The organism is Chromohalobacter sarecensis, assembly GCF_023061135.1.
GTDB classification, from domain to species: domain Bacteria; phylum Pseudomonadota; class Gammaproteobacteria; order Pseudomonadales; family Halomonadaceae; genus Chromohalobacter; species Chromohalobacter sarecensis.
Map to the genome: position 1 here is coordinate 138,316 of NZ_JAKGAN010000005.1, position 21,966 is coordinate 160,281.

A 21,966-nucleotide genomic window follows, 5' to 3' on the forward strand; every position below is an offset into this window, starting at 1 on the left:
TACGAGAGACGCCGATGGCGTGGGAACCGTTTGTCTCGGGTAACGTCTGATGTAGGTGTACGACAAGGAAACTTCCACCTTATTGGTAGAGGGACGCCCCCATGATGGACCGTAGGACCCTGCTCAAGCGCTCGCTGGCGCTGGCCGCCTTTTATGGACTGCCCGCCGCGCCGCTATTGGCGGCGACGCGCGACATGCCTGAGATCGCCGATGGCGAGTCCAGTGACTTCAGCTTCGATTGGTTGCAACGCGTGGCCAAGGAGATGGCGAACGACAGCTATCAAAACAACGTACGCGAGTTGCCCTCGACGCTGGCGGATATGAACCCGCAGGATTACAACGCCATCGGTTACGATCCAGGCCACTCGCTGTGGCACGATCTCGATGGCAAGCTCGACGTGCAGTTCTTCCACGTTGGCATGGGGTTCAACCAGCCGGTACGCATGTTTGCCCTCGACCCGGATTCCCGCCGTGCCCGCGAGATCCACTACGATCCGTCGTTGTTCCGCTATGACGAGGCGGACGTCGACGTCTCTCAGTTCGAGGATGATGAGGCACTGGGCTTCGCCGGTTTCCGCGTCTTCAAGGCGCCCTCGCTGACCGAGCGCGATATCGTCTCCTTTTTGGGAGCGAGTTATTTCCGCGCCGTGGATGACACCTACCAATACGGTATTTCGGCACGCGGGCTGGCGGTCAACACGTTCGCCGATGCCGAGGAAGAATTCCCCACTTACACGCGCTTCTGGCTGGAAACACCCGCGCCGGACAGCACGACCTTCACGGCCTACGCCTTGCTCGATTCGCCCAAGGTGGCCGGTGCCTATCGCTTCGTCATTCATTGCGAGGCGGAACGCGTGGTCATGGAGATCGACAAGCATCTCTACCCGCGCGAGGCCATCGAACAGTTGGGCATCGCGCCGATGACCAGCATGTTTAGCTGCGGCACTCACCAGCGACGCATGTGCGACACCATTCACCCGCAAATTCACGATTCCGACCGTTTGACGATGTGGCGCGGTAACGATGAATGGGTCTGCCGTCCGCTCAATAACCCGCCGAAACTGCAGTACAACGCCTTCGCCGACGACTCGCCCAAGGGCTTCGGACTGTTGCAGACCGAGCGGGACTTCGACGCCTATGAAGACGTGGTCGGCAATTATCACGAGCGCCCCAGCCTCTGGGTCGAGCCGCGTAATGACTGGGGCGAGGGCGAGATCCAGATGATGGAGATCCCCACCACTGGCGAAACCATGGACAACGTGGTGGCGTTCTGGAAACCCAGCAAAGCCGTTGAGCCGGGGGATTCACTGAACTTCGCGTATCGTCTTTACTGGAGTGCACAAGCCCCGGTGACTACCGACCTCGCTCGAATTCGGGCGACCCGTAGCGGTATGGGTGACTTCACCGAAGGGTGGGCGCCTGGCGAGAACTATCCTGAGGAGTGGGCGCGACGCTTCGCGGTGGATTACGTCGGCGGCGATATCCTGCGTATTGCCAAGGATGGACCGCCGATCATGGCGCAGTTGGAAGTATCGCGCGGCAAGACGGGCGATATTCAGATCTTCCAGGTCGAGGAGTTCGAAGGCATTCGTGTGATTTTCGACTGGTATCCCACCGAGGATTCGGTCGATCCCATCGATATGCGCATGGTCCTGGAAGGCGCCGACGAAACGCTGAGTGAAACCTGGCTCTACCAGTACTTCCCGCCGCCCCCCGATCAGCGCGAGCACCCGCCGCACCCGCTGGATGAGTGATATTCGAATGCGGTGGAAGTGTTGATAACCGATACGACAAAGGGCGGTGCCATGGCACCGCCCTTTGTCGTTTCCGGGGTGGGCGCTCAGTCGTCGAGGGCTTGTGTCAGCTTGTCGACGTTGTGCTTGAACATGCCGAGGTAGGTGCTGGCGTCGCCGTCGCTGGCCAGGGCATCGGCGTAGAGCGTGCCGCCGATGGCGACGCCGGTTTCGTCTTCGAGCTGCTCGAGAAGCGCCGGGTTGGCCATGTTCTCGAGGAATAGTGCCTTGACGTCGCGTTCGCGGATCTGCTGGATCAACTCGGCCATATCGGCGGCACTCGGCTCGGCCGATGTGGAGAGGCCGACGGGCGAGAGGATCTCGAGAGCATAGGCGTCGGCGAAGTAGCCGAAGGCGTCATGGCTGGTGATCAGGATCCGATTGTCTTCGGGAATGGCTTCCAGACGCTGGTGAATCTTGTCGTCTAGTGTGCCGATGGCGTCCAGATACTGTTCGGCATTGTCGCGATAGTCATCGGCATGCTCGGGGTCCGCTTCGACAAGCGCGTCGCGGATGTTTTCCACGTACCGCTTGCCGTTCTGCAGGTCCTGCCAGGCGTGCGGGTCTTCCGGGCCATGATCGTGGTCGGCATCATGACTGTGGTCGTGGTCGTGGTCGTGGTCGTGGTCGTGGTCGTGGTCGTGGTCGTGGTCGTGGTCGTGGTCGTGGTCGTGGTCGGCATGTCCCTCGCGTTCTTCATCGAAACTCAGGGCGTCGATGCCCTGGCTGGCGACAACGATTGGCCCCGCATAGCCGCTGGCTTCCACCAAGCGGTCCAGCCAGCCTTCGAAATGCAGGCCGTTGACGACGAATAGATCCGCTTCGCCCACGGCGCGCGCATCGGTAGGGCTGGGCGAGAACACATGAGCGTCGCCATCCGGGCCGACGAGCGTAGTGACATCGACATGCTCGCCGCCGACGTTCTCGACCATGTCGCCGAGAATACTGAAGCTGGCGACGACATCCAGCGGTGCCTCGGCACGCGCCGCGCTAGAAAGCGTCAGAGCGGCGGTGCAGAGCAGTAACGTCAAAGACTTGGACATGCAGTTTCCCTCTTGTCGGTAAATAAGGTAGCCAGGTGTGATGCGCTCATGACGGCTTGCATGCGTTCTCGTCTGTCTCCAGCGGTGCGGCGCGGCGGCGTACGCGTGCCAGCAGACTGCCGTGGCGACCGCACAGCGCCGAGGCGAGATAGGCAATGCCAGCGACCAGGATGATGCACGGCCCGGAGGGCAGGCCCAGGTGGTACGAGACCAGCAAGCCGCCGGTGCTCGAGACCATGGCGATGAGGATCGCCAGGCCGATCAAGCCTTCGAGACGCTGCGTCCAGAAGCGTGCGGTGGTGGCGGGCAGCATCATCAGGCCCACCGCCATCAGCGTGCCCAGCGTCTGAAAGCCAGCGGTCAGGTTGAGCACCATCAGCCCCAGGAAGACGCCATGTACCAGGCCGCCGCGAATGCCCTGGCCGCGCAGGAACAACGGGTCGAGGCATTCGACCACCAGCACGCGAAAGATCAATGCCATTACCAGCAGCGTGGCGCTGGCCACTGAGGCGATCAGCCATAGTGCGGTGTCGTCGATGGCGAGAATCGAGCCGAACAGCACGTGGGTGAGATCGACGCTGCTGCCGCGCAGCGAGACCAGCATCACCCCCAATGCCAGGGAGATCAGATAGAAGCTGGCCATCGCCGAGTCCTCGCGGTGGCCGGTCATGCGCGACACGCTGCCGGCCAGGCCGGCGACCAGCAAGCCCGCGACCAGCCCGCCGAGACTCATCGCCGGCAGCGAGAAGCCCGCGAGCACGAAGCCCAGCGCCACGCCGGGCAACACCGCGTGAGCCATGGCGTCACCTACCAGACTCATGCCGCGAAGCATCAAGAACACGCCTAGCGGCGGCGCGGCCAGCGACAGCGCCAAGCCGCCGACCAGGGCGCGGCGCATGAAGGCGTAGTCGGTCAGCGGGGCGAGCAACCACGCATTCAGCGTGGTCAGTAGGTCGAGCATGGCGGAACGTCCGGCAGGTTCAGGGAAATAAAGGGGGCCTGGGTATGCGCGTGGCGACGCGCCGGCGCATGATGCCGCTCGAGCAGCGTTTCTGGCTCGACCCATTGAGCGTGGCCGCTGGCCAGCAGCAAGACACAATCGGCCAACTGCGCCAGCTGTTCCATGTCATGCAGGACCACGATCACCGTGGCGCCAGCACTGGCCATCTCGCGCAGGGTATCGCAGAGAATTTCCACGGTATGCGTATCGACGTTGGCGAACGGCTCGTCGAGCAGCAGCAGTTCCGCTTCTTGCATCAGCGTGCGGCCAAGCAAGGCGCGCTGGCGCTGGCCGCCGGAAAGCTCGCCCAAGGGACGGTGCGCCAGGCCGCTCAAGCCTAGGCGCTGCATGATGGTGTGCATGCGACGGTAATCGGCCGGCCCGTAACGCTTGAAGGTGCCGTGCGTGGGCCAACAACCGCTGAGCATCAACTCCTCGACACTCATTGGAAAGGTCAAGTCCAGCGCCAGTTGCTGCGGCAACCAGGCACGGCGTTCCTTGGGCACGCCACAATTGACCTTCCCGCTGAGGGGCGTCAGCAAGCCCATGATAGCCTGGATCAAGGTGCTCTTGCCCGCGCCATTGGCACCCACCAGCGCGGTGATCGCGCCGTCCTCGAAAGTGCCGCTGATGTTCTCCAGTACCGTGCGCCCGCCCTGGGCCAGTGTCAGCGCCTCGAGGCTCAGGCGACTCATGCAAAGGCTCCCATGGCCCACGCCACGGCCAACCACAGCAGCCCCAGCGGTAGCAGCGTCAACAGCACGCGGCGCCCCGCGCCCATCGACATCAGTGAAAAATGACAAGGCCCATCCGGGCGGTGACGATGTGACATAACGACTCCTTTGAATGCCGGGGAGGTTATAACATAACAAAACTTTTGCCAAGCACTGTGTTCATGATCGCTCTCTGGATCACCACGTTGGCATGCCACAAGGCTTGACTGAGTGATAAAGAATTGTTTTCTTAATACGCCTGTTCAATAAACGGCACTTTTCCGTATTGCTTCTAAGCTAGTAATAGCGGAGTGGCGAGCTGTGCGCACGCTGCCGTGAACGCAAACCTTGCCTGAACCAGATCAGGAATTCCTATGACGACACAATCCAATGAAGAGGCGCCGTCACGCGACCGCCTCAATGGGCCGGTGTTCTACAGCTCGGTGGTCGGCATCGTCGCCTTCTCGCTATGGGTGATGCTTGCGACCGACCAGGCCAACTCGATCATCAACGCCATTCTCGGCTGGATCTCCAATACCTTCGGTTGGTACTACTTCCTGACCGTCGTGATCTATCTGGCTTTCGTGATCTACCTGGGGTTCTCGCGCTACGGCAAGATCCGCCTGGGGCCCGAGCATTCGCGACCCGATTTCAATATCTTCTCGTGGGCGGCGATGCTGTTCTCTGCGGGGATCGGCATTGGCGTGATTTTCTTCGCCCTGGCCGAGCCACTGACGCAGTTCTACAACGCGCCCAACGCGCCTGATGATCAAGTTGCGGCGGCCCGCCACGCCATGGAGCTGACCTTCCTGCACTGGGGGGTTTCCGGCTGGGGTATCTACACCCTGGTAGGCATGTCGCTGGCCTTCTTCAGCTACCGGCACAACCTGCCGCTGACCATCCGTAGTGCGCTCTACCCGATCTTCGGCGATAAGATCTACGGCATCATCGGCCACGTGGTCGATACTGCCGCCGTGCTGGGCACGGTCTTCGGCATTGCCGCCAGCCTGGGCATCGGGGTCATACAGCTCAACTTCGGCCTGGACTACATGTTCGGCATTCCCAAAGGCACCTGGACGCAGGTGGTGCTGGTGCTGGGCATCGTGCTGTTTGCGACTATCTCCGCGGTGACCGGGGTAGAGCGTGGCATTCGCCGCCTTTCCGAGTTCAATATCCTGCTTGCGGTATTGCTGCTGTTGTTCGTGTTGTTCGCAGGCAAGACGATCTTCCTGCTCAACGCACTGGTGATGAATGTCGGCGACTATCTGTCCAACTTCATCAGCCTGTCGTTCAACACCTATGCTTTCGACCGGCCGACCGAATGGCTCAACGGCTGGACGCTGTTCTTCTGGGCCTGGTGGATTGCTTGGGGGCCGTTCGTCGGGCTGTTCCTGGCGCGCATCTCGCGCGGCCGTACCATCCGCACCTTCGTGCTCGGCACCATGACGCTGCCGATCATCTTCATGTTCCTGTGGATGTCGTTGCTGGGTAATAGCGCCATCGACATGGCGATGAACGGTGCCAGCGAGTTCGGCGAGCAGGTGATGAACAATCCGCCGGCGGGGATCTATCTGTTCCTCGAATCGTATCCGATGCCGATTGTGAGCACCGCTGCGGTGAGTATTCTGGCGATCGTGTTCTTCATTACCTCCGGGGATTCCGGGGCGCTGGTACTCTCGAACTTCACCTCGAAGCTCAAGAACGTCAGCAGCGATGCGCCGATCTGGATGCGCATTCTGTGGTCGGCGGTGATTGGCATTCTAACCCTGTCGCTATTGCTCGCCGGGGGGCTAACGACCCTGCAGAGCGCGGTGGTGATTACCGGGTTGCCGTTCTCGATCGTGTTGTTCTTCATGATGGCGGGACTTCTCAAGGCACTGAAACTCGAGGCCTTCAAGGAAGACAGCCGGCGTCTGAGCCTGGCTGGTCAGCTTTCCGGGCGTAGCGGCGGTGGTAGTGAACGCGACGCGCGCAACTGGCAGCAGCGCCTCAAGCGTGCCATGAGTTTCCCCGGCAAGAAGCAGACACGGCGCTTCATGGACGACACCTGCAAGCCGGCCATGGAAGCCGTGCGTGACTCCCTGCAGGAGCAAGGCGTCTCGGCCGAGATCCACCAAGGCGTGCAGAACGGCGACGACTACATGTCGCTCAATGTCGACTTCGAGGACGAGCAGAACTTTACCTACCAGATCTGGAGCCAGAGCTTCTCGACGCCCGGCTTCGCGATGCATGCGCCGCAGGCTGACTCGCGCTACTACCGTCTGGAGGTCTACCTGCTCGAGGGCAGCCAGGGTTACGACCTGATGGGCTACACCCGCGACCAGGTGATCAGTGACATCCTCGACCAGTACGAACTGCACATGCAGTTCCTGCACCTCAACCGGATCGAGCCGGGCAACATCAACATGCCCGACAGCCCGGAACAGCCGCCTGCATAAGGCGTGCCCGGTCGGCCGTTATGCGGCCGACCTTTGTTATGAAGATGCTTGCCCCCGGTCGCGACGCGGTCGGGGGTTCTTGTGTGTATGGCCGCGAAAAGTCGTTGTCTGCAGCAGTCGCTGATTCGCCCCGAGCGAAGGTAAAGACCATTGCGTATGGCTGAACTGGCATTAATGTGAACTTCGTGCTACATAATAGATCACTATGTAGCGCGAAGGTGTCATATGGCGACTCCTCACAATCCTCCGGCAGCTGTGCGGCGCGCGCTGCGCAAGCTTGGGGCCGACATTTACGATGCGCGACGCCGGCGTAGGCTTACCATGGCCGTCGTTGCGGAACGTGCTTTCACTTCGCGTTCGACCCTGCAGAGAATCGAGGCGGGTGACGCCAGTGTCGGCATCGGTATCTATGCTAGCGTTCTGCAGGCGTTGGGACTTCTCGATGGGCTTGCTCACATCGCTGATATTGGCAACGACAGCGTTGGTCAGGCGCTTTCCAGCGCCGAGCTGCCCAAGCGAGTCGTGTTGACGCGATCACCGAGGTCTTCACGCAATGACTGAGTTCGAAGTGCATATCGATCTTAATGGAGAAACATCTCCAGTCGGCCTGGCCAGGTGCAATCGCGTTCGCGGCACGGAGAGGATTCTCTTCGAATACGACGCCGCATGGCTCGAGTCTCCGGATCGCTTCTCACTGGAGCCTGCTCTTGCGCTAACGCGTGGGGCCTTTGCACCGCCTGCGGGGCTGACCAGCTTCGGCTCAATTGGGGACTCGGCCCCTGATACCTGGGGCCGGCGTCTCATGCAGCGTGCCGAGCGGAGGCGTGCCGCGCGGGAAGGTCGCAATGTTCGAACGCTTGCCGAGAGCGATTATCTGCTGGGAGTCGCGGATGAGACCCGGCTTGGCGCCCTGCGTTTTCGCCGAGTGGGCGAGGAATCTTTCCAGGCGCCGGTTCAGTCTGGCGTTCCCGCGCTCGTCGAGCTGGGCCGGCTGCTCCAAGTCACGGAGCGTGTCTTGCGTGATGAGGAAACGGATGAAGATCTCCAGCTCATCTTTGCACCCGGTTCTTCCCTGGGGGGTGCCCGTCCGAAAGCGTCGGTAATCGACCAACACGGCCATCTCTCTATCGCCAAGTTCCCGAAGGATACCGACGAATATAGCGTGGAGACCTGGGAGGAAATCGCGCTCCGCTTGGCCAACCAGGCGGGCATCGTGACGCCGCAGCACGACCTGGTCGACGTGGGAGGTCGGGCCGTCATGCTCTCAAGGCGGTTCGACCGAGACGGCACCACCCGCATCCCGTTTCTTTCCGCGATGGCAATGATGGGCGCCAGGGATGGCGAACCTGGCAGCTATCCCGAGATGGTCGATGCCCTGACCGCGCATGGTGCTCAAGGAAGGACAGATGCGCACGCCCTTTATCGGCGCGTCGTCTTCAGCGTGATGATCTCCAATGTCGACGATCATCTGCGCAATCACGGCTTTCTGTGGTTGGGGAACGCTGGATGGTCACTCGCTCCGGCCTATGACCTCAACCCGGTTCCCAGTGACCTCAAGGCGCGGGTGTTAACGACGAACATCGATCTCGACGAGAGCACCTGCTCGGTCGATCTGCTGGAGGCAGCATCCGGCTATTTTGGGCTCACGCTGGCGAAGGCTCGGCGGATCATCAAGGAAGTTGCGTTGGTAACGGCCACTTGGCGGGATACTGCCAGGGCGGTTGGCGCACGCTCGGCCGAGATCGAGCGTATGACCAGCGCCTTCGAGCATGCTGACTTACAGCGAGGGCTGGCACTGTAAAGGCGTCTTGTACGTTCAACGGGAAGTGTTGTCTCACCTTCACTTTTGAGGGTGAGGACGCCATCTTGGTTGATTATCAGGACTATGCTGCCATGTGCCGTTACTTCTTGCGTCAATAAAGCCATTGCCGCAGGGCTTCGCGGTTACCGAGTTCGATCTGCTGGGCACGTGGGTCGCCTTCCACATGGCGATGGTTGATGCCGTATTCACGCAACACGTATTGAGCCAGCGCGCAGCGGCAGGTGATCTCCAGCACGCGTGCCGTCATGGCGTAGTCTTGGGCGATCAGGATTTGCTCGGCCTCGCTGAGCCGCCGGTCGGGGATGATTTCCAGCGTGAGGCGTTGTGTCCAGGCGGTATCGTTGGCGGGGGCGGCGGCGGGCAATGCATCGCCGATGGCCTCGGGCACATCGCGAAAGCGCGATAGGACGAAATCACGAAACGCGACGTTCTTCTCGCAATACGCACGAACGTGCCAACGCCCTGCGGCATAGACCAGAGTGTGCGGGGCAATGAGCCTGTCCTCGCCTTGGGGGGAAGAAAAGCTCGCGTAGACGACTTCCAGGCGTTGCTTTTCACGCGCCGCCGACACGACTGCCCGCACCACCTCCGGCGAAACATCGCGAATCGGCATCGGAACCGATTCCGTATTGGCCGCGCCCAGACCCAGCCCCACGAACTGCGGATTCAACGCATCGTGCGTGCCGAGCAGGTGCAAATATTCATCCACATGGCCGCGAATGAAATACGGCGTGAAATGCGACGTCGGCACCCACGCCTTGCGCGACGTATCGTAGACAAGGTTATCCACAGCGACTTCCTCGCGATAAGTGCGCAGCACCTGCTGGGCCCGGTCCTTGCCCAGTTGAAAGGCCTCGCGCAGCGCGGCGGCCGTGACGCGACCCTCCCAGTACGCCAACAGCTCGATGACGTGATAACGCGCCTGCGTGTCCCAGGCGAGCGGCGATGTTTCCTTCATGATGCATCCCCCATGGTCTTTCGCTTGTGCAACCGGCCGGAAAATTCCCCTGGTGTTTTATCCATGGGCTAGTCGGGCTCAATCGACTTTGCTTATATGAGGGTAACAGAGCGTAAGCCGTTGAAGCCGCCCCCAATGCCGGAGGTTCCATGGATGATTTGTCACCGTCGGATCTAAAAACGATCCTGCACTCCAAACGCGCGAATCTGTATTACCTCCAACATTGCCGAGTCCTGGTCAATGGCGGTCGTGTCGAGTACGTCACCGACGAAGGCAAGCAATCGCGCTACTGGAACATTCCCATTGCCAACACGACATCGCTGCTGCTGGGAACGGGCACGTCGATTACCCAGGCCGCGATGCGCGAGCTGGCAAAGGCCGGGGTGCTGGTGGGGTTCTGTGGCGGTGGCGGCACGCCACTGTTCGCGGCGAACGAAGTCGATGTGGATGTCGCCTGGCTGACCCCGCAGAGCGAATATCGACCCACCGAGTATATGCAGCATTGGGTGCGTTTCTGGTTCGATGACGACAAGCGCCTCAACGCTGCCCGTGCCTTCCAGATGGCGCGGTTATCGCGCATCGAATCGCTGTGGCAAAGCCGGCCGCTCAAGGAGGCGGGTTTTGACATATCCGCCCAGCATTTGAGTGATGCACTGGCACAACACCGAGAAGCGATCGCTAATGCGACCGATACCGTGGAATTACTGACGCTCGAAGCGCGTTTGACCAAGACGCTGTTCAAGCTGGCGGCGCAAGCCGTCAAGTATGGCCAGTTTACGCGTGCCAAACGTGGTAGTGGCGCCGACCCCGCAAACCGGTTTCTCGATCATGGCAATTACCTCGCCTACGGGCTGGCGGCAACGGCAACCTGGGTATTGGGGATTCCCCATGGCTTGGCGGTCTTGCATGGCAAGACGCGGCGGGGCGGGCTGGTCTTCGATGTCGCGGACCTGGTCAAGGACGCCATCATTCTCCCGCAAGCGTTTCTCTCGGCCATGAAAGGGGACGAGGAACAAGAGTTTCGTCAGGCGTGTATCGAACGGCTAACGCGTACCGAATCCCTCGACTTCATGATCGATACGCTCAAAGCCGTGGCCCTCGACCTCGGAGGGCCTGACGCATGAATGTGCTGCTGGTCTCCCAGTGCAACAAGAACGCGCTCAAGGAAACGCGGCGCGTCCTCGATCAATTCGCCGAGCGCCGGGGAGAACGTACCTGGCAAACCCCGATTACGCTCGAAGGGCTCGATACGCTGAGAAAGTTGCTGCGCAAGACGGCGCGCAAGAATACCGCCGTGGCATGCCACTGGATTCGCGGGCACGATCACAGCGAGCTTATGTGGGTCGTCGGCGATGCCAAGCGCTTCAACCTCCAGGGCGCGGTACCGACCAACACCACCTCACGGGATATTCTGCGCCGCGAGGACGAAAACGACTGGCATAGTGGCGAGGATATTCTGCTGCTGGCGTCCATGTCAGCATTGCTGCACGACTTGGGCAAGGCGTCTCTGGCCTTCCAGCAACGGCTGCAAGGCAAGCTGGAAGGGCGCAACCTTTACCGTCATGAATGGGTGTCGCTGCGGCTCTTCCAGGCCTTCGTCGGTGACGATGATGATGCGACCTGGCTCGCGCGACTCGCCGAGGGGCGTTATCAAGAGCAAGACTGGCTAGAGAATATGGAGCGCGATGGGCTCGATCCCGAGCCTTCTGCCATATTCCGGCGTTTGCCGCCCTTGGCTGCGGCTCTCGGGTGGCTGATCGTGAGTCACCACCGGTTACCCCTCAAGCCACCCGACGACATATCGAACCCCGCAGCGCGTTGGGGCAGCCAGAATGTCACGCTGCAAATGGACCAACTGGGGGACGTGCTGTCGCTGATCAGTGCGCAGTGGAACGAGATCCCCACGACTCAGGAGTCGAAACGGGTCACGCCGTATTGGACGTTTAGCCAAGGGCTACCGCTTTCCACGCGACGTTGGCGCGAGCGCGCCGCCAAACAGGCGAAACGACTGCTGGCGCGATTATCCGATGATACGAACTGGCTCGATAGCCCCTATGTCATGCATCTCTCGCGCCTGTCGCTGATGCTGGCGGATCACCACTACTCGAGTCTTGAAGATCCGGCCAGGCGGGTAAGAGGAGAGCCCAACTATCCACTGGTGGCTAATACCGTGCGCAAGACGGGGCAACCCAACCAACTGCTCGATGAGCATATTCTGGGGGTCGAAAAGCACGCGAGTGCCATCGCGCGTGCCTTGCCGACCGTGGAGAGCCATTTAGCACGTCTGGCGCGGCATAAAGGCTTTCGCAAGAGAAGCGATCATCCTCGCTTTCGCTGGCAGGACAAGGCGTTCGATCTTGCTCAGTCGCTGCGTGAGCGAAGTCAGCGTCAGGGCTTTTTCGGCATCAATATGGCCTCTACCGGTTGCGGTAAAACGCTGGCCAACGGGCGAATCATGTATGCCTTGGCCGACCCTGAGCAGGGTGCGCGTTTTAGCATCGCGCTGGGACTTCGCACGCTGACGCTGCAAACCGGCCAGGCGCTGCGCGAGCGCTTGCATCTCGGGGAAGATGAACTCGCGGTGCGGGTCGGCGGCAGTGCCAACAAGGCACTATTCGAGCACTATGAGCAAGACGCCGAAGCCAGCGGTTCGGCCTCGACGCAAGGGTTGATCGATGAAGATGCCCACGTGGTATTCGAAGGCAATATCGACACGCATCCCGTGCTTCGCCGCCTGGGGGATGAGCCGGGTACACGCTCGCTGATCGCCGCGCCCATTCTCGTCTGCACCGTGGACCACCTGGTGCCGGCCACTGAAAGCACGCGAGGCGGACGCCAGATCGCGCCGATGCTGCGTTTGATGAGTAGTGATCTGGTGCTCGATGAGATCGACGACTTCGATATCAACGACTTGCCGGCCTTGACACGCCTGGTCCATTGGGCCGGCTTGCTCGGATCGCGCGTATTGCTGTCATCGGCCACTTTGCCGCCCGCCTTGGTGCACGGATTGTATGAAGCGTATCGCAGCGGGCGTGAAGCTTATCAGTGTCATCGCGGCGAGCCAGGCCAGCCCGTGGATATCTGCTGTGCGTGGTTCGACGAAAATGATCGCCAGCATCAGGACTGCGCCGACGGTGACGCCTTCAGCGCCGCGCATGCTGCCTTTGCGACGCGACGCCTCAAACGCCTGGCCGAGAATCCCGTGCGCCGCCGAGGCGAACTCCTTCCCTTGCCGGCATTGGGCAAGCGCCCGGAAGAGATTCGTGCTGGCCTGGCCGAGGTGCTGCGCACACAGGCTGCTCAGCTACACGAGCGTCACCATTCGCCTGATCCTGTCACCGGCAAGCGCGTAAGCTTCGGTTTGATCCGCATGGCCAATATCGACCCGCTGGTCGATGTTGCCAGATCGCTCTTCCAACAAGGCGCCTTCGCTGGGCAACGCATCCATCTGTGCGTGTACCACTCGCGGCATCCGCTGGTGATGCGCTCGGAAATCGAACGTCGCTTGGATCGCACGTTGCAACGTGCCGAGCCGGACCGTGTGTTCGAGCAGGCCGATATCCGGCGTCTACTTGATGGCAGCGACGAAGCCGACCATCTGTTTATCGTGCTCGGGAGCCCGGTCACCGAAGTGGGTCGCGACCACGACTATGACTGGGCGATTGTCGAGCCTTCCTCCATGCGCTCGATCATTCAGTTGGCCGGGCGGGTATGGCGCCATCGCGACAAGCGCTGTGACACGCCGAATATCCAGCTCCTGGAGACCAACCTCAAGCACCTGGAAGACCCTGGGCGACTTGCTTTCCAGCGTCCGGGATTCGAGACCGATGAGGCTTGGCGACTCAATAACCACTCGTTGAATGCGCTGCTCGCGCCGGATGAATACCAGGTCATCGACGCCCGGCCCCGTGTGCTGGCACGCGAGACGCTATCTCCACGCGATAGCCTGGTCGATCTGGAGCACCAGCGGCTGATAACGCAAATGCTGGAGCCACCCACGCCGCCGCTGACCAAAAAAGAGCGCAGGCTGGGCATGGAGCCGTCACCACCGCCCTTGGGAGCTTATAGCTGGTATGCCGTGCCGCGTATGCATCTGACCGGCGTACTCACCCAGCGTCAGCGTTTTCGCCAACCCACCCAGACTGACGTAGCGCTCGCGCTATTACCCGACGAGGGCGGCGAAATCTGGACACTGCATCGCGTGGAAGATGGTGCCAAGCGTGGTGAAACGCTGTACGTAGAAGTCGAAGAGAGCTTGATGGCGCGGATAGACCTGGAGCATGAACGGGGCGAGCGCATTCAGCCCTGGGGCGCCGATGACTACCTGACCGCGCTTGCCGATCTCGCCGAGGACCTGGATATCTCGCTCGATAAAGCCGCACGCACGTTCGGCATCGTCAATGCACCCGAAAGCACGCATGGGTGGCGCTATCATCCCGTGCTGGGGTTTGTGAAAAAGGGGTAAGTAAACTTGCACGTAAAGCAATATAGGGTGGCAGGTAAACTAATGTTAAACGTGTGTCGATTAGGATGAACTATGACAATGACACCACAAGCAGCGGGGATACGCGAGGTGATCGAGCGTTTCATACAAGAACGCTTCGATACCAAAGCGGAAAAGCTGGCCCCCGATGACCCGAAGTACCAAGCGCTGGTTGAACAGTTTCAGCGTGAAAACTGGCTCCAAGACGCCGCGCGGCGTGTCCGCCAATTGCAAGTCGTAACCCACTCCCTTAAACCCATTCATCCAGATGCAAAGGGCTCTAATCTTTATGCGCCCCCAGAGTCTCTGGATGAACATCAAGGGGTGGGCAGCCATGTCTTACCGTCGGATTTCGATGGCGATGTTGTAGGTAATGCGGCTGCACTCGATGTCTATAAATTCCTGAAGCTCGAGTACGAGGGCAAATCGCTGCTGGAGCGAGTGCTGGAGGAAGATGCCGAGCTGGCGAGTGCCTTGAGCGATAATGCAGAGCAGTCACAAGCGTGGATGAAAGCCTTTGCCGCCATTACCGAACCTCGCGGTGAACACGCCTCCCATACTCGTGCCAAGCAAGTGTATTGGCTGACGGGAGAAGATGCAGCCGATGACGATGACTTCCATCTATTGGCGCCGCTCTATGCAACTTCGCTGGCACATCAAGTCTTTCAGACGATCAATCGCGACCGGTTTAGCGACGAGGCCAAGGAGGCCCGCAAGGCCAAACGCGAAGGGAAGCTGGTCGAACAAGAAGTTCATGACTATCCCGATATTGCGTCACAAAAGATGGGCGGTACCAAGCCGCAGAATATCTCGCAACTGAATAGCGAGCGAGGCGGTAATAACTACCTACTAGCCTCGTTACCGCCGCGCTGGAACGTTCGCGATATTCGTCCACCGCTGAAGGTCGAGTCAGTACTAGACGACCCCGGAATATTTGGTTGGCGCAAGGAGGTGCGGGTACTGGTCGGTGACCTGAAGCGATTTCTGGAAACCAATCCCAACACGGATATGCATATCCGTGATCTGCGCGATGACTACACCGCCATGATCCTGGATGAACTCGCGCTATTCACGATGCAGATGCACGGACTCCCACCGGGCTGGAGCGCCGACGAAAACTGTCGCCTGGCGATTGAAGAAGCCTTCTGGCTGGATCCTGGCCGTGCGCAAGACGATAGCGAATTTCGCGACGCCCGCAATAGCACCGACTGGCCTGACGAGATTCGGCGGCGATTCGCTAATTGGCTCAACAAGGCACTCGGCGGCAAGTTGCCCCTGGGCGATGTGGAATTTCGCCATTGGCATAAGGAGCTTGCCCGGGATGCCAGCCAGCAACGCTTGCTGGATAGCGACCGCCGCTGGATGGAGGCCTTGATGGACGATCTGGAAAGTATCGACGATTGGCAGGAGGGGGAAGGCAATGAGTAACGTCAAAAACCTTCTAGTACTGCCGCGTCTTCGCATCCAAAACGCTAACGCGATTTCCAGCCCGATGACGTGGGGCTTTCCGGCCATGAGCGCCTTTGTGGGCATGATGCATGCCCTGGAACGCAAGCTGGCGGCGGCGGATATCAACGTATCGCTGGATCGTATCGGAGTGATATGTCATGACGTCGAGGCACAAGCGACCGAAGGCGGCTATACCCGCGCTTTTCACCTCACTCGCAACCCTGTCGATAAAACCGGTGGTACGGCTGCCATTGTCGAAGAAGGCCGCATCCATCTGGATATTACCCTGATATTCGCGATCACTGCCCAGGCGACGGACGAGCAGCGCCAGCAGATTGCACAACAGGCGGGCGATATCATGGCCGGTATGCGCATAGCGGGTGGCAGCGTGATGCCGAATCCGCGTGTTTCTCCGGACTGGCAACGCCCGATGTGGATCGCACTGGATGACGATTCGAGTGAGCGCGAAAAACAGTTCAAGCGTCTGAAACGCCGTTGGTTGCCAGGTTTTGCCCTGGTGTTACGCGATGATCGTCTTGCCGAGCACATCGGGACGCTTCAAGCCCAAGACGAAAACGCGACGGTGCTGGATGCGTGGCTCGATCTATCGCGCCTCAACCATGAATGCCATGTCGACCCCGAGAGTGAACAGGTGAGCTGGGAAGTACGGCGTCCTTATCCCGGTTGGCTGGTGCCGATTCCGGTGGGGTATGGCGCCATCTCCGAACACTTCGAGCCGGGTAGTGTGGCGAATGCGCGCGATACGCAAACCCCATTTCGCTTCGTGGAAAGCATTTACTCCATCGGGCAGTGGATCAGTCCTCACCGTTTGACGTCTCCCGAAGACTTGCTCTGGTACGTCGATAACGATCTCGATGCCGGCCTTTATCGCCTTAACAACGACTATGCCCAGCGCGCGCACCGCGCCTAATGACAAGGAGCCCAACAATGGCTAAGAAAGATGACGCTTTGAAAACTGCTTCCGTTCTCGCCTTTGAACGTAAACTCGATCCCTCCGATGCATTGCTCTATGCCGGGCAATGGTCGCAGCGTGATGCGCTGGAAGACTGGCAGGCGGTGTCGGTTCGTGAAAAGTCGGTGCGCGGTACGATCTCCAACCGCCTCAAGGCCAAGGAGCAAGATCCTGCGAAGCTCGATGCCGCAATCGAGAATCCCAACCTCCAGACCGTCGATGTCGCCACCTTGCCCCATGACACCGACACGCTGATGGCCCGTTTCACGTTGCGGGTGCTGGGCGGCGCGGGTACCCCTTCGGCATGCAATAACGCCGACTATCAAGCCAAGTTGCAACAGGCCGTTGCGGACTATGTGAAGGCGCAAGGGTTCGGTGAACTGGCGCGGCGTTATGCCCAAAACCTGGCGAATGGGCGTTTCTTGTGGCGTAACCGTGTCGGCGCCGAACAAGTCGAGGTGCGCATTCGACGCATGGAAAAGGGCCACGTCGCCAAAGAATGGACATTCGATGCACTGAGTTTGTCACTCCGCGGTTTTGACAGTGATACGCAAACCTCGGAGTTGGCTCAGGATATTGCGGACGCCCTCGCGGGCGAGCGTCATTTGATTCTGGAAGTCATCGCCTTTGCGCATGTGGGTAACGGGCAGGAAGTTTTCCCGTCGCAAGAGCTGATTCTGGAGCGCGGACGGGGCGATAAAAGCAAGACGCTCTATAGCGTTGGCGACGTGGCCGCCATCCACTCCCAGAAGCTCGGCAATGCCATCCGCACCATCGATACCTGGTATCCGGCGCCGGAAGATGGCAGCGACCTCGGTCCTATCGCCGTCGAGCCTTATGGCTCCGTGACCACTCAGGGGGCCGCCTATCGCCAGCCCAAGCAGAAAGTGGATTTTTATTCGCTGCTGGATAACTGGATGATCAAGGATCAAGTGCCGGAAACGGAACAGCAGCACTTCGTAATGGCGACCTTGATCCGTGGCGGTGTCTTCGGCGAAGCGGGGTAAGCCATGGACCATTATCTCGATATTCGGCTACGGCCGGACCCGGAGTTTCCGGCGTCGATGCTGATGAACGCACTCTACAGCAAGCTCCATCGGGCGCTTTATGATCTGCAGGCCGATGATATCGGCGTGAGCCTGCCCGATCACAAAACCGGCGTGCGGGCACGCACGCCGGGTGATCGGTTGCGGCTACATGCGCGACAAGAGCGGCTCGAGCAACTGATGGCGCTTTCATGGTTGGCGGGCATGCGTGACCACGTCGAGCTTGCCGATATTGCACCGGTGCCGGCGGCGACGCGCCATTGTCGTGTTACACGGCGGCAGTTCAATACGGGCGGCCCAAGCCGGGTCAAGCGTTACGCACGTCGCCACGACATCAGCGAAGAAGAAGCGCGCCAGTGCCTATCGGCTCCCGCAGAACGCAAGATCTCACTGCCGTTCGTGCAAGTGAACAGTCGTTCTAGTGGTCAACGCTTTGCACTGTTTATCGAACACGGCGCCCCCCTGGACGAGCCTGCGGCTGGACACTTCAACCACTATGGGTTGAGCCGTGAAGCGACCGTGCCGTGGTTTTGACCCTTTTTTGGCGCTGCTTTTAAGTGCCTTATAAATCAATGACCTAGCGCCACCCCTTACAAAAGGGTGTGGCGCTTTCTTTGCACGAATGCTCTTTAACAATCAGGCATTTAGCTATGATAAGCTCTAGTGCGCTGCCGCCCAGGCAGCTCAGAAACGGTAGCTATCTGTGCCCCGTCTGCCCATCGAGTGCGCTGCCGCCCAGGCAGCTCAGAAAAGGCCAACGCTCACCGGAATGCCGGTGTTCCGGTGCGCTGCCGCCCAGGCAGCTCAGAAAATTCGTGGCGTTAAGAGTGAAATAAGGGGCATGTGCGCTGCCGCCCAGGCAGCTCAGAAAATGAAATCTCAGCCATTGGTAGCCTCCTGTTTGTGCGCTGCCGCCCAGGCAGCTCAGAAAGCCGAAAATGCCCTTGGCTTGCTCGAAAAAACGTGCGCTGCCGCCCAGGCAGCTCAGAAAATGGCGCGAGCGCCAGCACCAACGGCAATCACGTGCGCTGCCGCCCAGGCAGCTCAGAAACGGCGAACGGCTGGCGCTCGAGCCAGCGGTAAGTGCGCTGCCGCCCAGGCAGCTCAGAAAGTAGACGTCGAGGCGCTGCGCGTCGCGAGTTAGTGCGCTGCCGCCCAGGCAGCTCAGAAATTCTGCTCTGACCAGGTCTCGCGCTCGATGTCGTGCGCTGCCGCCCAGGCAGCTCAGAAAGGGATGCGTGCGCCTCTGCAATGCCTCAATGGGTGCGCTGCCGCCCAGGCAGCTCAGAAAAAATTCAGAGAGTGGGAGGAGATCGCCCTGGTGTGCGCTGCCGCCCAGGCAGCTCAGAAAATTCCAGACGCTGGAATTGACCGGCGTGCTGGGTGCGCTGCCGCCCAGGCAGCTCAGAAACACGGCCGCGACCGATGCGGCCCACTCATACGGTGCGCTGCCGCCCAGGCAGCTCAGAAAAGGCGAATCGAGATGTCGCTCTCGTTATTGACGTGCGCTGCCGCCCAGGCAGCTCAGAAATTGCCGCGAGAGCCGCAGGGGGCAATCATGTCGTGCGCTGCCGCCCAGGCAGCTCAGAAAGTCATGGTTGTTGTTCAACCGCGTGCGCATCATGTGCGCTGCCGCCCAGGCAGCTCAGAAAAGTAGGCGCCGGGGATCGTGGCGGGGATGGCGGTGCGCTGCCGCCCAGGCAGCTCAGAAAAAGCAGCGTAAGCGCCTCACCGTCGATCAGTAGTGCGCTGCCGCCCAGGCAGCTCAGAAAATGGCGCGCGATCTTAAACTCCAGGTAGTCCTGTGCGCTGCCGCCCAGGCAGCTCAGAAAGTAGACGTCGAGGCGCTGCGCGTCGCGAGTTAGTGCGCTGCCGCCCAGGCAGCTCAGAAAACTCACGATCAAGCAAGCGATGTTCGTGGTTTGTATAGCGTATATATATGCTATATAACATCGAGGTGGTGAACTACGAGGATTACCACTGACAAGGGCGTGAGCATGCCCCCGTTTGGCTCAAGCAACAGTATATCGGCCCGAGCGGTCGCGTATCCGAAGTGTTGAACCGCAAGCGCAAGCTCAGCCTGCGCATGATTCGGCGGCTTCACGATGGGCTCAATATTCCTTACGAGAGCTTGATGAACGAGACGGCCGCCTGAATTATTACTCTTCTTCTGCCAGTACTTCCTTCAGCCGATCGGGAAAGTTGGTGAAGAGTCCGTCGACGCCCCAGTCGAGCAGTTGGTGCATCTGGTCTTTGTCGTTGATGGTGTAGACGTGCACCAGCAGGTCGTTGGCGTGGGCCTGCTCGATGAAGCCGGCGTCGATGACCGGTTCACCTTCGTAAAGGTCGTTGGGGCCGACGCCGTCGGCGTAGTCGGCGATGGCCTGGAAGTCGGCATCGGTGATGTCGGCTGGGCTGGGGGTGACGCCGGTCCATTCCTCGAGGGTGTTGCCGTCTTCGCTGGGGGAGTACCAGAGGAGTTGGACAAGCGGAATATCGGGGTTGAGGTCGTGCACTTCCTGCAGGCTGGCTTGGCTGAAGGATTGGATGACCACAGAGCCCGATTGCACCAGGCCTTCGGCTTCGAGCTTGCTGACCAGGGCGTCTTGCAGTTCGGGGTAGTCTTTGGGGGACTTGGTCTCGATATAGTAGCGCACGTCCTGACCGTAGCGGTCGATGACTTCGTCCAGAGTTAGCAGCTTGGCGCCGGCGTAGGCGTCGTCGGCGTATTCCGGGTGGGCTGCGTTGAACCAACTACCGGCGTCGAGTGCCTTGAGTTCGTCGAGGCTGTGTTCCTTCACCGGCCCTTGGCCATCGGTGGTGCGTTCCAGGGTGGTGTCGTGAATGGCTACCAGGCGCCCATCGGCACTCATGTGGACATCCAGCTCGAGGTAGTCGGCGCCCATGGCAAGTGCTTTGTCGTAGGCGTACCAGGTATGTTCCGGGGCGTGGCCGCTAGCTCCGCGGTGAGCGATGACCTGGAAGTTCTGAAGATCCTGGCGTTGCTGTTCGATCGCCTCGGTCTGGGCGGCCACGGGCGCCACGAGTGTGGCACTGCCGAGCAGGGCCAGCGTGGACGAAAGCACAGGGCGAAGAGTCGACATGGTCATCCTTTTGTTGAATGTTTACGCAACAACCTAACCGGGGCCGGGTATGTGCTGCAATTCGATGCCGATGAAAAGGCAGCGGCTCGCACGGCCGCGCTAGTCTTCTTCGTCCTCGAGCGTGGGTTCCAAGGCGCGTTTGTCGTCGGGAAGGCGGACGAAGTCGCCGACGCTGAGATCGCCGTGGCGCTGGTGGCGTTTGCCTTGGGTGTCGATGAGGGCGGCGACCTTGCCGATGCTGAGGGCGTCGTCTGCGCGGTAGGCTTCGACTTCGACGCGTACCACCATGCCTTGGTAGCGGGCGGAGAGCATCATGCCGGGGTGGGGCTGGACTTCGTGCTGCTTGTCGCTGGCGTAGTGGCGGGTCACGCTGGCGTTGCCGGGGGCGTCCCAATCGATGTGCTTGTGCATGGCGGGCTCCTGTCGTGTCTGTGTGTGTTCACAGGGTAGCCCGCCAGATGGTGGAACGCCTAGCCGTGCGGCTGTCACAACGAGCGGTTGTCAGAACCGGTAGCTGAGGCCACCCATGACCACGACCGGGGCGATCTCCACGTCGGCGTGATAGTCGTTGCCGCCGAGCGTGGCGGTGGCGTCGCTGTCGATATCCAGATACCAGGCGGCGGCGTTGAGCGCCCAGTGGTCGTCGATCAGCAGGTCGACCCCGACTTGTGCAGCGCCGCCCCAGCTATCGTCGAGTTCGAGCTCGCCGCCGTCGAGTTTTTCGTCGGAGAAGTGGGTGTAGTTGATCCCGGCGCCGAGATACGGCTGCACGCGGGCGTCGGTGCCACCCAGCGGGTAATACTGCAGCGTGAGGGTCGGCGGCAGGTGGTGGATGCTGGCCATGTCGCTGCCGTTGAGCCGCACCTGATGCTCGAAGCGTTGCGCGGCGAGCAGTTCCACGCCGAGCTTGTCCTGGAAGCGATACCCCAGGGTGAAGGCGAAACCGCTGTCGTCGTTGGCGTCGATCTTCATGTTCAGCGGGGCGCCGAAGTCACCGTTATCGCTTTTCGGGGCGACCTTGGCGACACCGAAGCGGGTGTAGAAATCCCCTTGGCCGTAGGCAAACGCCGAGGTAGCGGGTACGAGCGCGGCGGTGAGGGCGAGAGAAGAAACGAGCAGTACACGGCGCATGGGGCGGCTCCTT

The 21,966-nt window shown here is 60.5% G+C and carries 18 protein-coding genes and 1 CRISPR repeat array; of the genes, 10 read left to right on the top strand and 8 right to left on the bottom strand.

The genetic code is table 11. From position 1 onward, the window contains the following. Window positions 1-101: 101 nt before the first annotated feature. Window positions 102-1,754: an OpgD/OpgG family glucan biosynthesis protein gene (locus L1071_RS09775; protein ID WP_281504519.1), complete on the top strand. Its 1,653-nt coding sequence runs from the start codon at window positions 102-104 to the stop codon at window positions 1,752-1,754. A gap of 86 nt (window positions 1,755-1,840) precedes the next feature. Here L1071_RS09775 and L1071_RS09780 read toward each other — a convergent pair whose 3' ends face one another. The 4 genes from L1071_RS09780 to L1071_RS09795 are packed head-to-tail and all read right to left on the bottom strand — an operon-like array spanning window position 1,841 to window position 4,668. Then, window positions 1,841-2,836 carry a metal ABC transporter substrate-binding protein gene (locus L1071_RS09780; protein ID WP_246973784.1) on the bottom strand — a complete coding sequence of 332 codons (996 nt, stop codon included), beginning with the start codon at window positions 2,834-2,836 and terminating at the stop codon, window positions 1,841-1,843. Window positions 2,837-2,882: 46 nt separating this feature from the next. Further along, window positions 2,883-3,797, bottom strand: a complete 915-nt coding sequence (locus tag L1071_RS09785) for a metal ABC transporter permease (RefSeq protein ID WP_246973787.1) — start codon at window positions 3,795-3,797, stop codon at window positions 2,883-2,885. Further along, on the bottom strand, window positions 3,782-4,531 hold the full coding sequence (locus tag L1071_RS09790) for a metal ABC transporter ATP-binding protein (RefSeq protein WP_246973798.1): 750 nt from the start codon (window positions 4,529-4,531) through the stop codon (window positions 3,782-3,784). The genes L1071_RS09785 and L1071_RS09790 overlap by 16 nt, the downstream gene beginning before the upstream one ends. Then, a complete protein-coding gene (locus L1071_RS09795) occupies window positions 4,528-4,668 on the bottom strand; it encodes a hypothetical protein (RefSeq protein WP_246898324.1) in 141 nt (46 codons plus the stop codon). Before L1071_RS09795 ends, L1071_RS09790 begins: the two co-directional genes overlap by 4 nt. Window positions 4,669-4,923: 255 nt before the next feature. On the opposite strand from L1071_RS09795, the gene betT reads away from it, so the two are divergent. From betT to L1071_RS09810, 3 genes are all read left to right on the top strand, one after another. After that, entirely contained in the window at window positions 4,924-6,987 is a 2,064-nt protein-coding gene (gene betT / locus L1071_RS09800) for a choline BCCT transporter BetT (protein ID WP_246973811.1), read from the top strand. 225 nt (window positions 6,988-7,212) lie between these two features. Continuing rightward, window positions 7,213-7,548 (top strand): helix-turn-helix domain-containing protein, encoded by a 336-nt coding sequence (locus tag L1071_RS09805; RefSeq protein ID WP_281504520.1) that lies wholly within the window; start codon window positions 7,213-7,215, stop codon window positions 7,546-7,548. Between the two features lie 241 nt (window positions 7,549-7,789). Then, window positions 7,790-8,788, top strand: coding sequence for a type II toxin-antitoxin system HipA family toxin (locus L1071_RS09810; RefSeq protein WP_246973814.1), 999 nt, complete (start codon window positions 7,790-7,792; stop codon window positions 8,786-8,788). Between the two features lie 112 nt (window positions 8,789-8,900). Here L1071_RS09810 and L1071_RS09815 read toward each other — a convergent pair whose 3' ends face one another. After that, complete coding sequence (locus L1071_RS09815) at window positions 8,901-9,767, bottom strand: WYL domain-containing protein (protein ID WP_246973824.1); 867 nt, start codon at window positions 9,765-9,767, stop codon at window positions 8,901-8,903. A gap of 149 nt (window positions 9,768-9,916) precedes the next feature. Here L1071_RS09815 and cas1f point away from each other — a divergent pair, with 149 nt between their 5' ends. The 6 genes from cas1f to cas6f all read left to right on the top strand — a co-directional run bounded on the left by cas1f (window position 9,917) and on the right by cas6f (window position 18,252). Next, window positions 9,917-10,891, top strand: coding sequence for a type I-F CRISPR-associated endonuclease Cas1f (cas1f, locus tag L1071_RS09820; RefSeq protein ID WP_246973835.1), 975 nt, complete (start codon window positions 9,917-9,919; stop codon window positions 10,889-10,891). Then, window positions 10,888-14,232 carry a type I-F CRISPR-associated helicase Cas3f gene (gene cas3f, locus L1071_RS09825; protein WP_246973846.1) on the top strand — a complete coding sequence of 1,115 codons (3,345 nt, stop codon included), beginning with the start codon at window positions 10,888-10,890 and terminating at the stop codon, window positions 14,230-14,232. The genes cas1f and cas3f overlap by 4 nt, the downstream gene beginning before the upstream one ends. A 72-nt stretch (window positions 14,233-14,304) precedes the next feature. Next, window positions 14,305-15,678: a type I-F CRISPR-associated protein Csy1 gene (gene csy1 / locus L1071_RS09830; protein WP_246973851.1), complete on the top strand. Its 1,374-nt coding sequence runs from the start codon at window positions 14,305-14,307 to the stop codon at window positions 15,676-15,678. Next, complete coding sequence (gene csy2, locus L1071_RS09835; protein ID WP_246973861.1) at window positions 15,671-16,630, top strand: type I-F CRISPR-associated protein Csy2; 960 nt, start codon at window positions 15,671-15,673, stop codon at window positions 16,628-16,630. Before csy1 ends, csy2 begins: the two co-directional genes overlap by 8 nt. A gap of 17 nt (window positions 16,631-16,647) precedes the next feature. Beyond that, on the top strand, window positions 16,648-17,679 hold the full coding sequence (gene csy3 / locus L1071_RS09840) for a type I-F CRISPR-associated protein Csy3 (RefSeq protein ID WP_246898341.1): 1,032 nt from the start codon (window positions 16,648-16,650) through the stop codon (window positions 17,677-17,679). A gap of 3 nt (window positions 17,680-17,682) precedes the next feature. Next, window positions 17,683-18,252, top strand: coding sequence for a type I-F CRISPR-associated endoribonuclease Cas6/Csy4 (gene cas6f, locus L1071_RS09845; RefSeq protein WP_246898343.1), 570 nt, complete (start codon window positions 17,683-17,685; stop codon window positions 18,250-18,252). 129 nt (window positions 18,253-18,381) lie between these two features. After that, window positions 18,382-19,610: direct repeats of the CRISPR family, unit length 28 nt; unit sequence GTGCGCTGCCGCCCAGGCAGCTCAGAAA. A gap of 267 nt (window positions 19,611-19,877) precedes the next feature. On the opposite strand, the gene L1071_RS09850 is transcribed toward cas6f, so the two are convergent. The 3 genes from L1071_RS09850 to L1071_RS09860 all read right to left on the bottom strand — a co-directional run bounded on the left by L1071_RS09850 (window position 19,878) and on the right by L1071_RS09860 (window position 21,953). Beyond that, window positions 19,878-20,822, bottom strand: coding sequence for a glycerophosphodiester phosphodiesterase (locus L1071_RS09850; protein ID WP_246973864.1), 945 nt, complete (start codon window positions 20,820-20,822; stop codon window positions 19,878-19,880). Between the two features lie 99 nt (window positions 20,823-20,921). Next, complete coding sequence (locus L1071_RS09855) at window positions 20,922-21,233, bottom strand: hypothetical protein (RefSeq protein ID WP_246973867.1); 312 nt, start codon at window positions 21,231-21,233, stop codon at window positions 20,922-20,924. Window positions 21,234-21,323: 90 nt separating this feature from the next. Then, window positions 21,324-21,953, bottom strand: a complete 630-nt coding sequence (locus tag L1071_RS09860) for an OmpW/AlkL family protein (RefSeq protein WP_246973869.1) — start codon at window positions 21,951-21,953, stop codon at window positions 21,324-21,326. Window positions 21,954-21,966 lie beyond the last annotated feature (13 nt).

What these genes read in the sequence shown, in the direction of transcription:
- L1071_RS09775 (WP_281504519.1), top strand. Translation starts at nt 102, where the DNA reads ATGATGGACCGTAGGACCCTGCTCAAGCGCTCGCTGGCGCTGGCCGCC.
- L1071_RS09780 (WP_246973784.1), bottom strand. Translation starts at nt 2,836, where the DNA reads ATGTCCAAGTCTTTGACGTTACTGCTCTGCACCGCCGCTCTGACGCTT.
- L1071_RS09785 (WP_246973787.1), bottom strand. Translation starts at nt 3,797, where the DNA reads ATGCTCGACCTACTGACCACGCTGAATGCGTGGTTGCTCGCCCCGCTG.
- L1071_RS09790 (WP_246973798.1), bottom strand. Translation starts at nt 4,531, where the DNA reads ATGAGTCGCCTGAGCCTCGAGGCGCTGACACTGGCCCAGGGCGGGCGC.
- L1071_RS09795 (WP_246898324.1), bottom strand. Translation starts at nt 4,668, where the DNA reads ATGTCACATCGTCACCGCCCGGATGGGCCTTGTCATTTTTCACTGATG.
- betT (WP_246973811.1), top strand. Translation starts at nt 4,924, where the DNA reads ATGACGACACAATCCAATGAAGAGGCGCCGTCACGCGACCGCCTCAAT.
- L1071_RS09805 (WP_281504520.1), top strand. Translation starts at nt 7,213, where the DNA reads ATGGCGACTCCTCACAATCCTCCGGCAGCTGTGCGGCGCGCGCTGCGC.
- L1071_RS09810 (WP_246973814.1), top strand. Translation starts at nt 7,790, where the DNA reads ATGCAGCGTGCCGAGCGGAGGCGTGCCGCGCGGGAAGGTCGCAATGTT.
- L1071_RS09815 (WP_246973824.1), bottom strand. Translation starts at nt 9,767, where the DNA reads ATGAAGGAAACATCGCCGCTCGCCTGGGACACGCAGGCGCGTTATCAC.
- cas1f (WP_246973835.1), top strand. Translation starts at nt 9,917, where the DNA reads ATGGATGATTTGTCACCGTCGGATCTAAAAACGATCCTGCACTCCAAA.
- cas3f (WP_246973846.1), top strand. Translation starts at nt 10,888, where the DNA reads ATGAATGTGCTGCTGGTCTCCCAGTGCAACAAGAACGCGCTCAAGGAA.
- csy1 (WP_246973851.1), top strand. Translation starts at nt 14,305, where the DNA reads ATGACAATGACACCACAAGCAGCGGGGATACGCGAGGTGATCGAGCGT.
- csy2 (WP_246973861.1), top strand. Translation starts at nt 15,671, where the DNA reads ATGAGTAACGTCAAAAACCTTCTAGTACTGCCGCGTCTTCGCATCCAA.
- csy3 (WP_246898341.1), top strand. Translation starts at nt 16,648, where the DNA reads ATGGCTAAGAAAGATGACGCTTTGAAAACTGCTTCCGTTCTCGCCTTT.
- cas6f (WP_246898343.1), top strand. Translation starts at nt 17,683, where the DNA reads ATGGACCATTATCTCGATATTCGGCTACGGCCGGACCCGGAGTTTCCG.
- L1071_RS09850 (WP_246973864.1), bottom strand. Translation starts at nt 20,822, where the DNA reads ATGTCGACTCTTCGCCCTGTGCTTTCGTCCACGCTGGCCCTGCTCGGC.
- L1071_RS09855 (WP_246973867.1), bottom strand. Translation starts at nt 21,233, where the DNA reads ATGCACAAGCACATCGATTGGGACGCCCCCGGCAACGCCAGCGTGACC.
- L1071_RS09860 (WP_246973869.1), bottom strand. Translation starts at nt 21,953, where the DNA reads ATGCGCCGTGTACTGCTCGTTTCTTCTCTCGCCCTCACCGCCGCGCTC.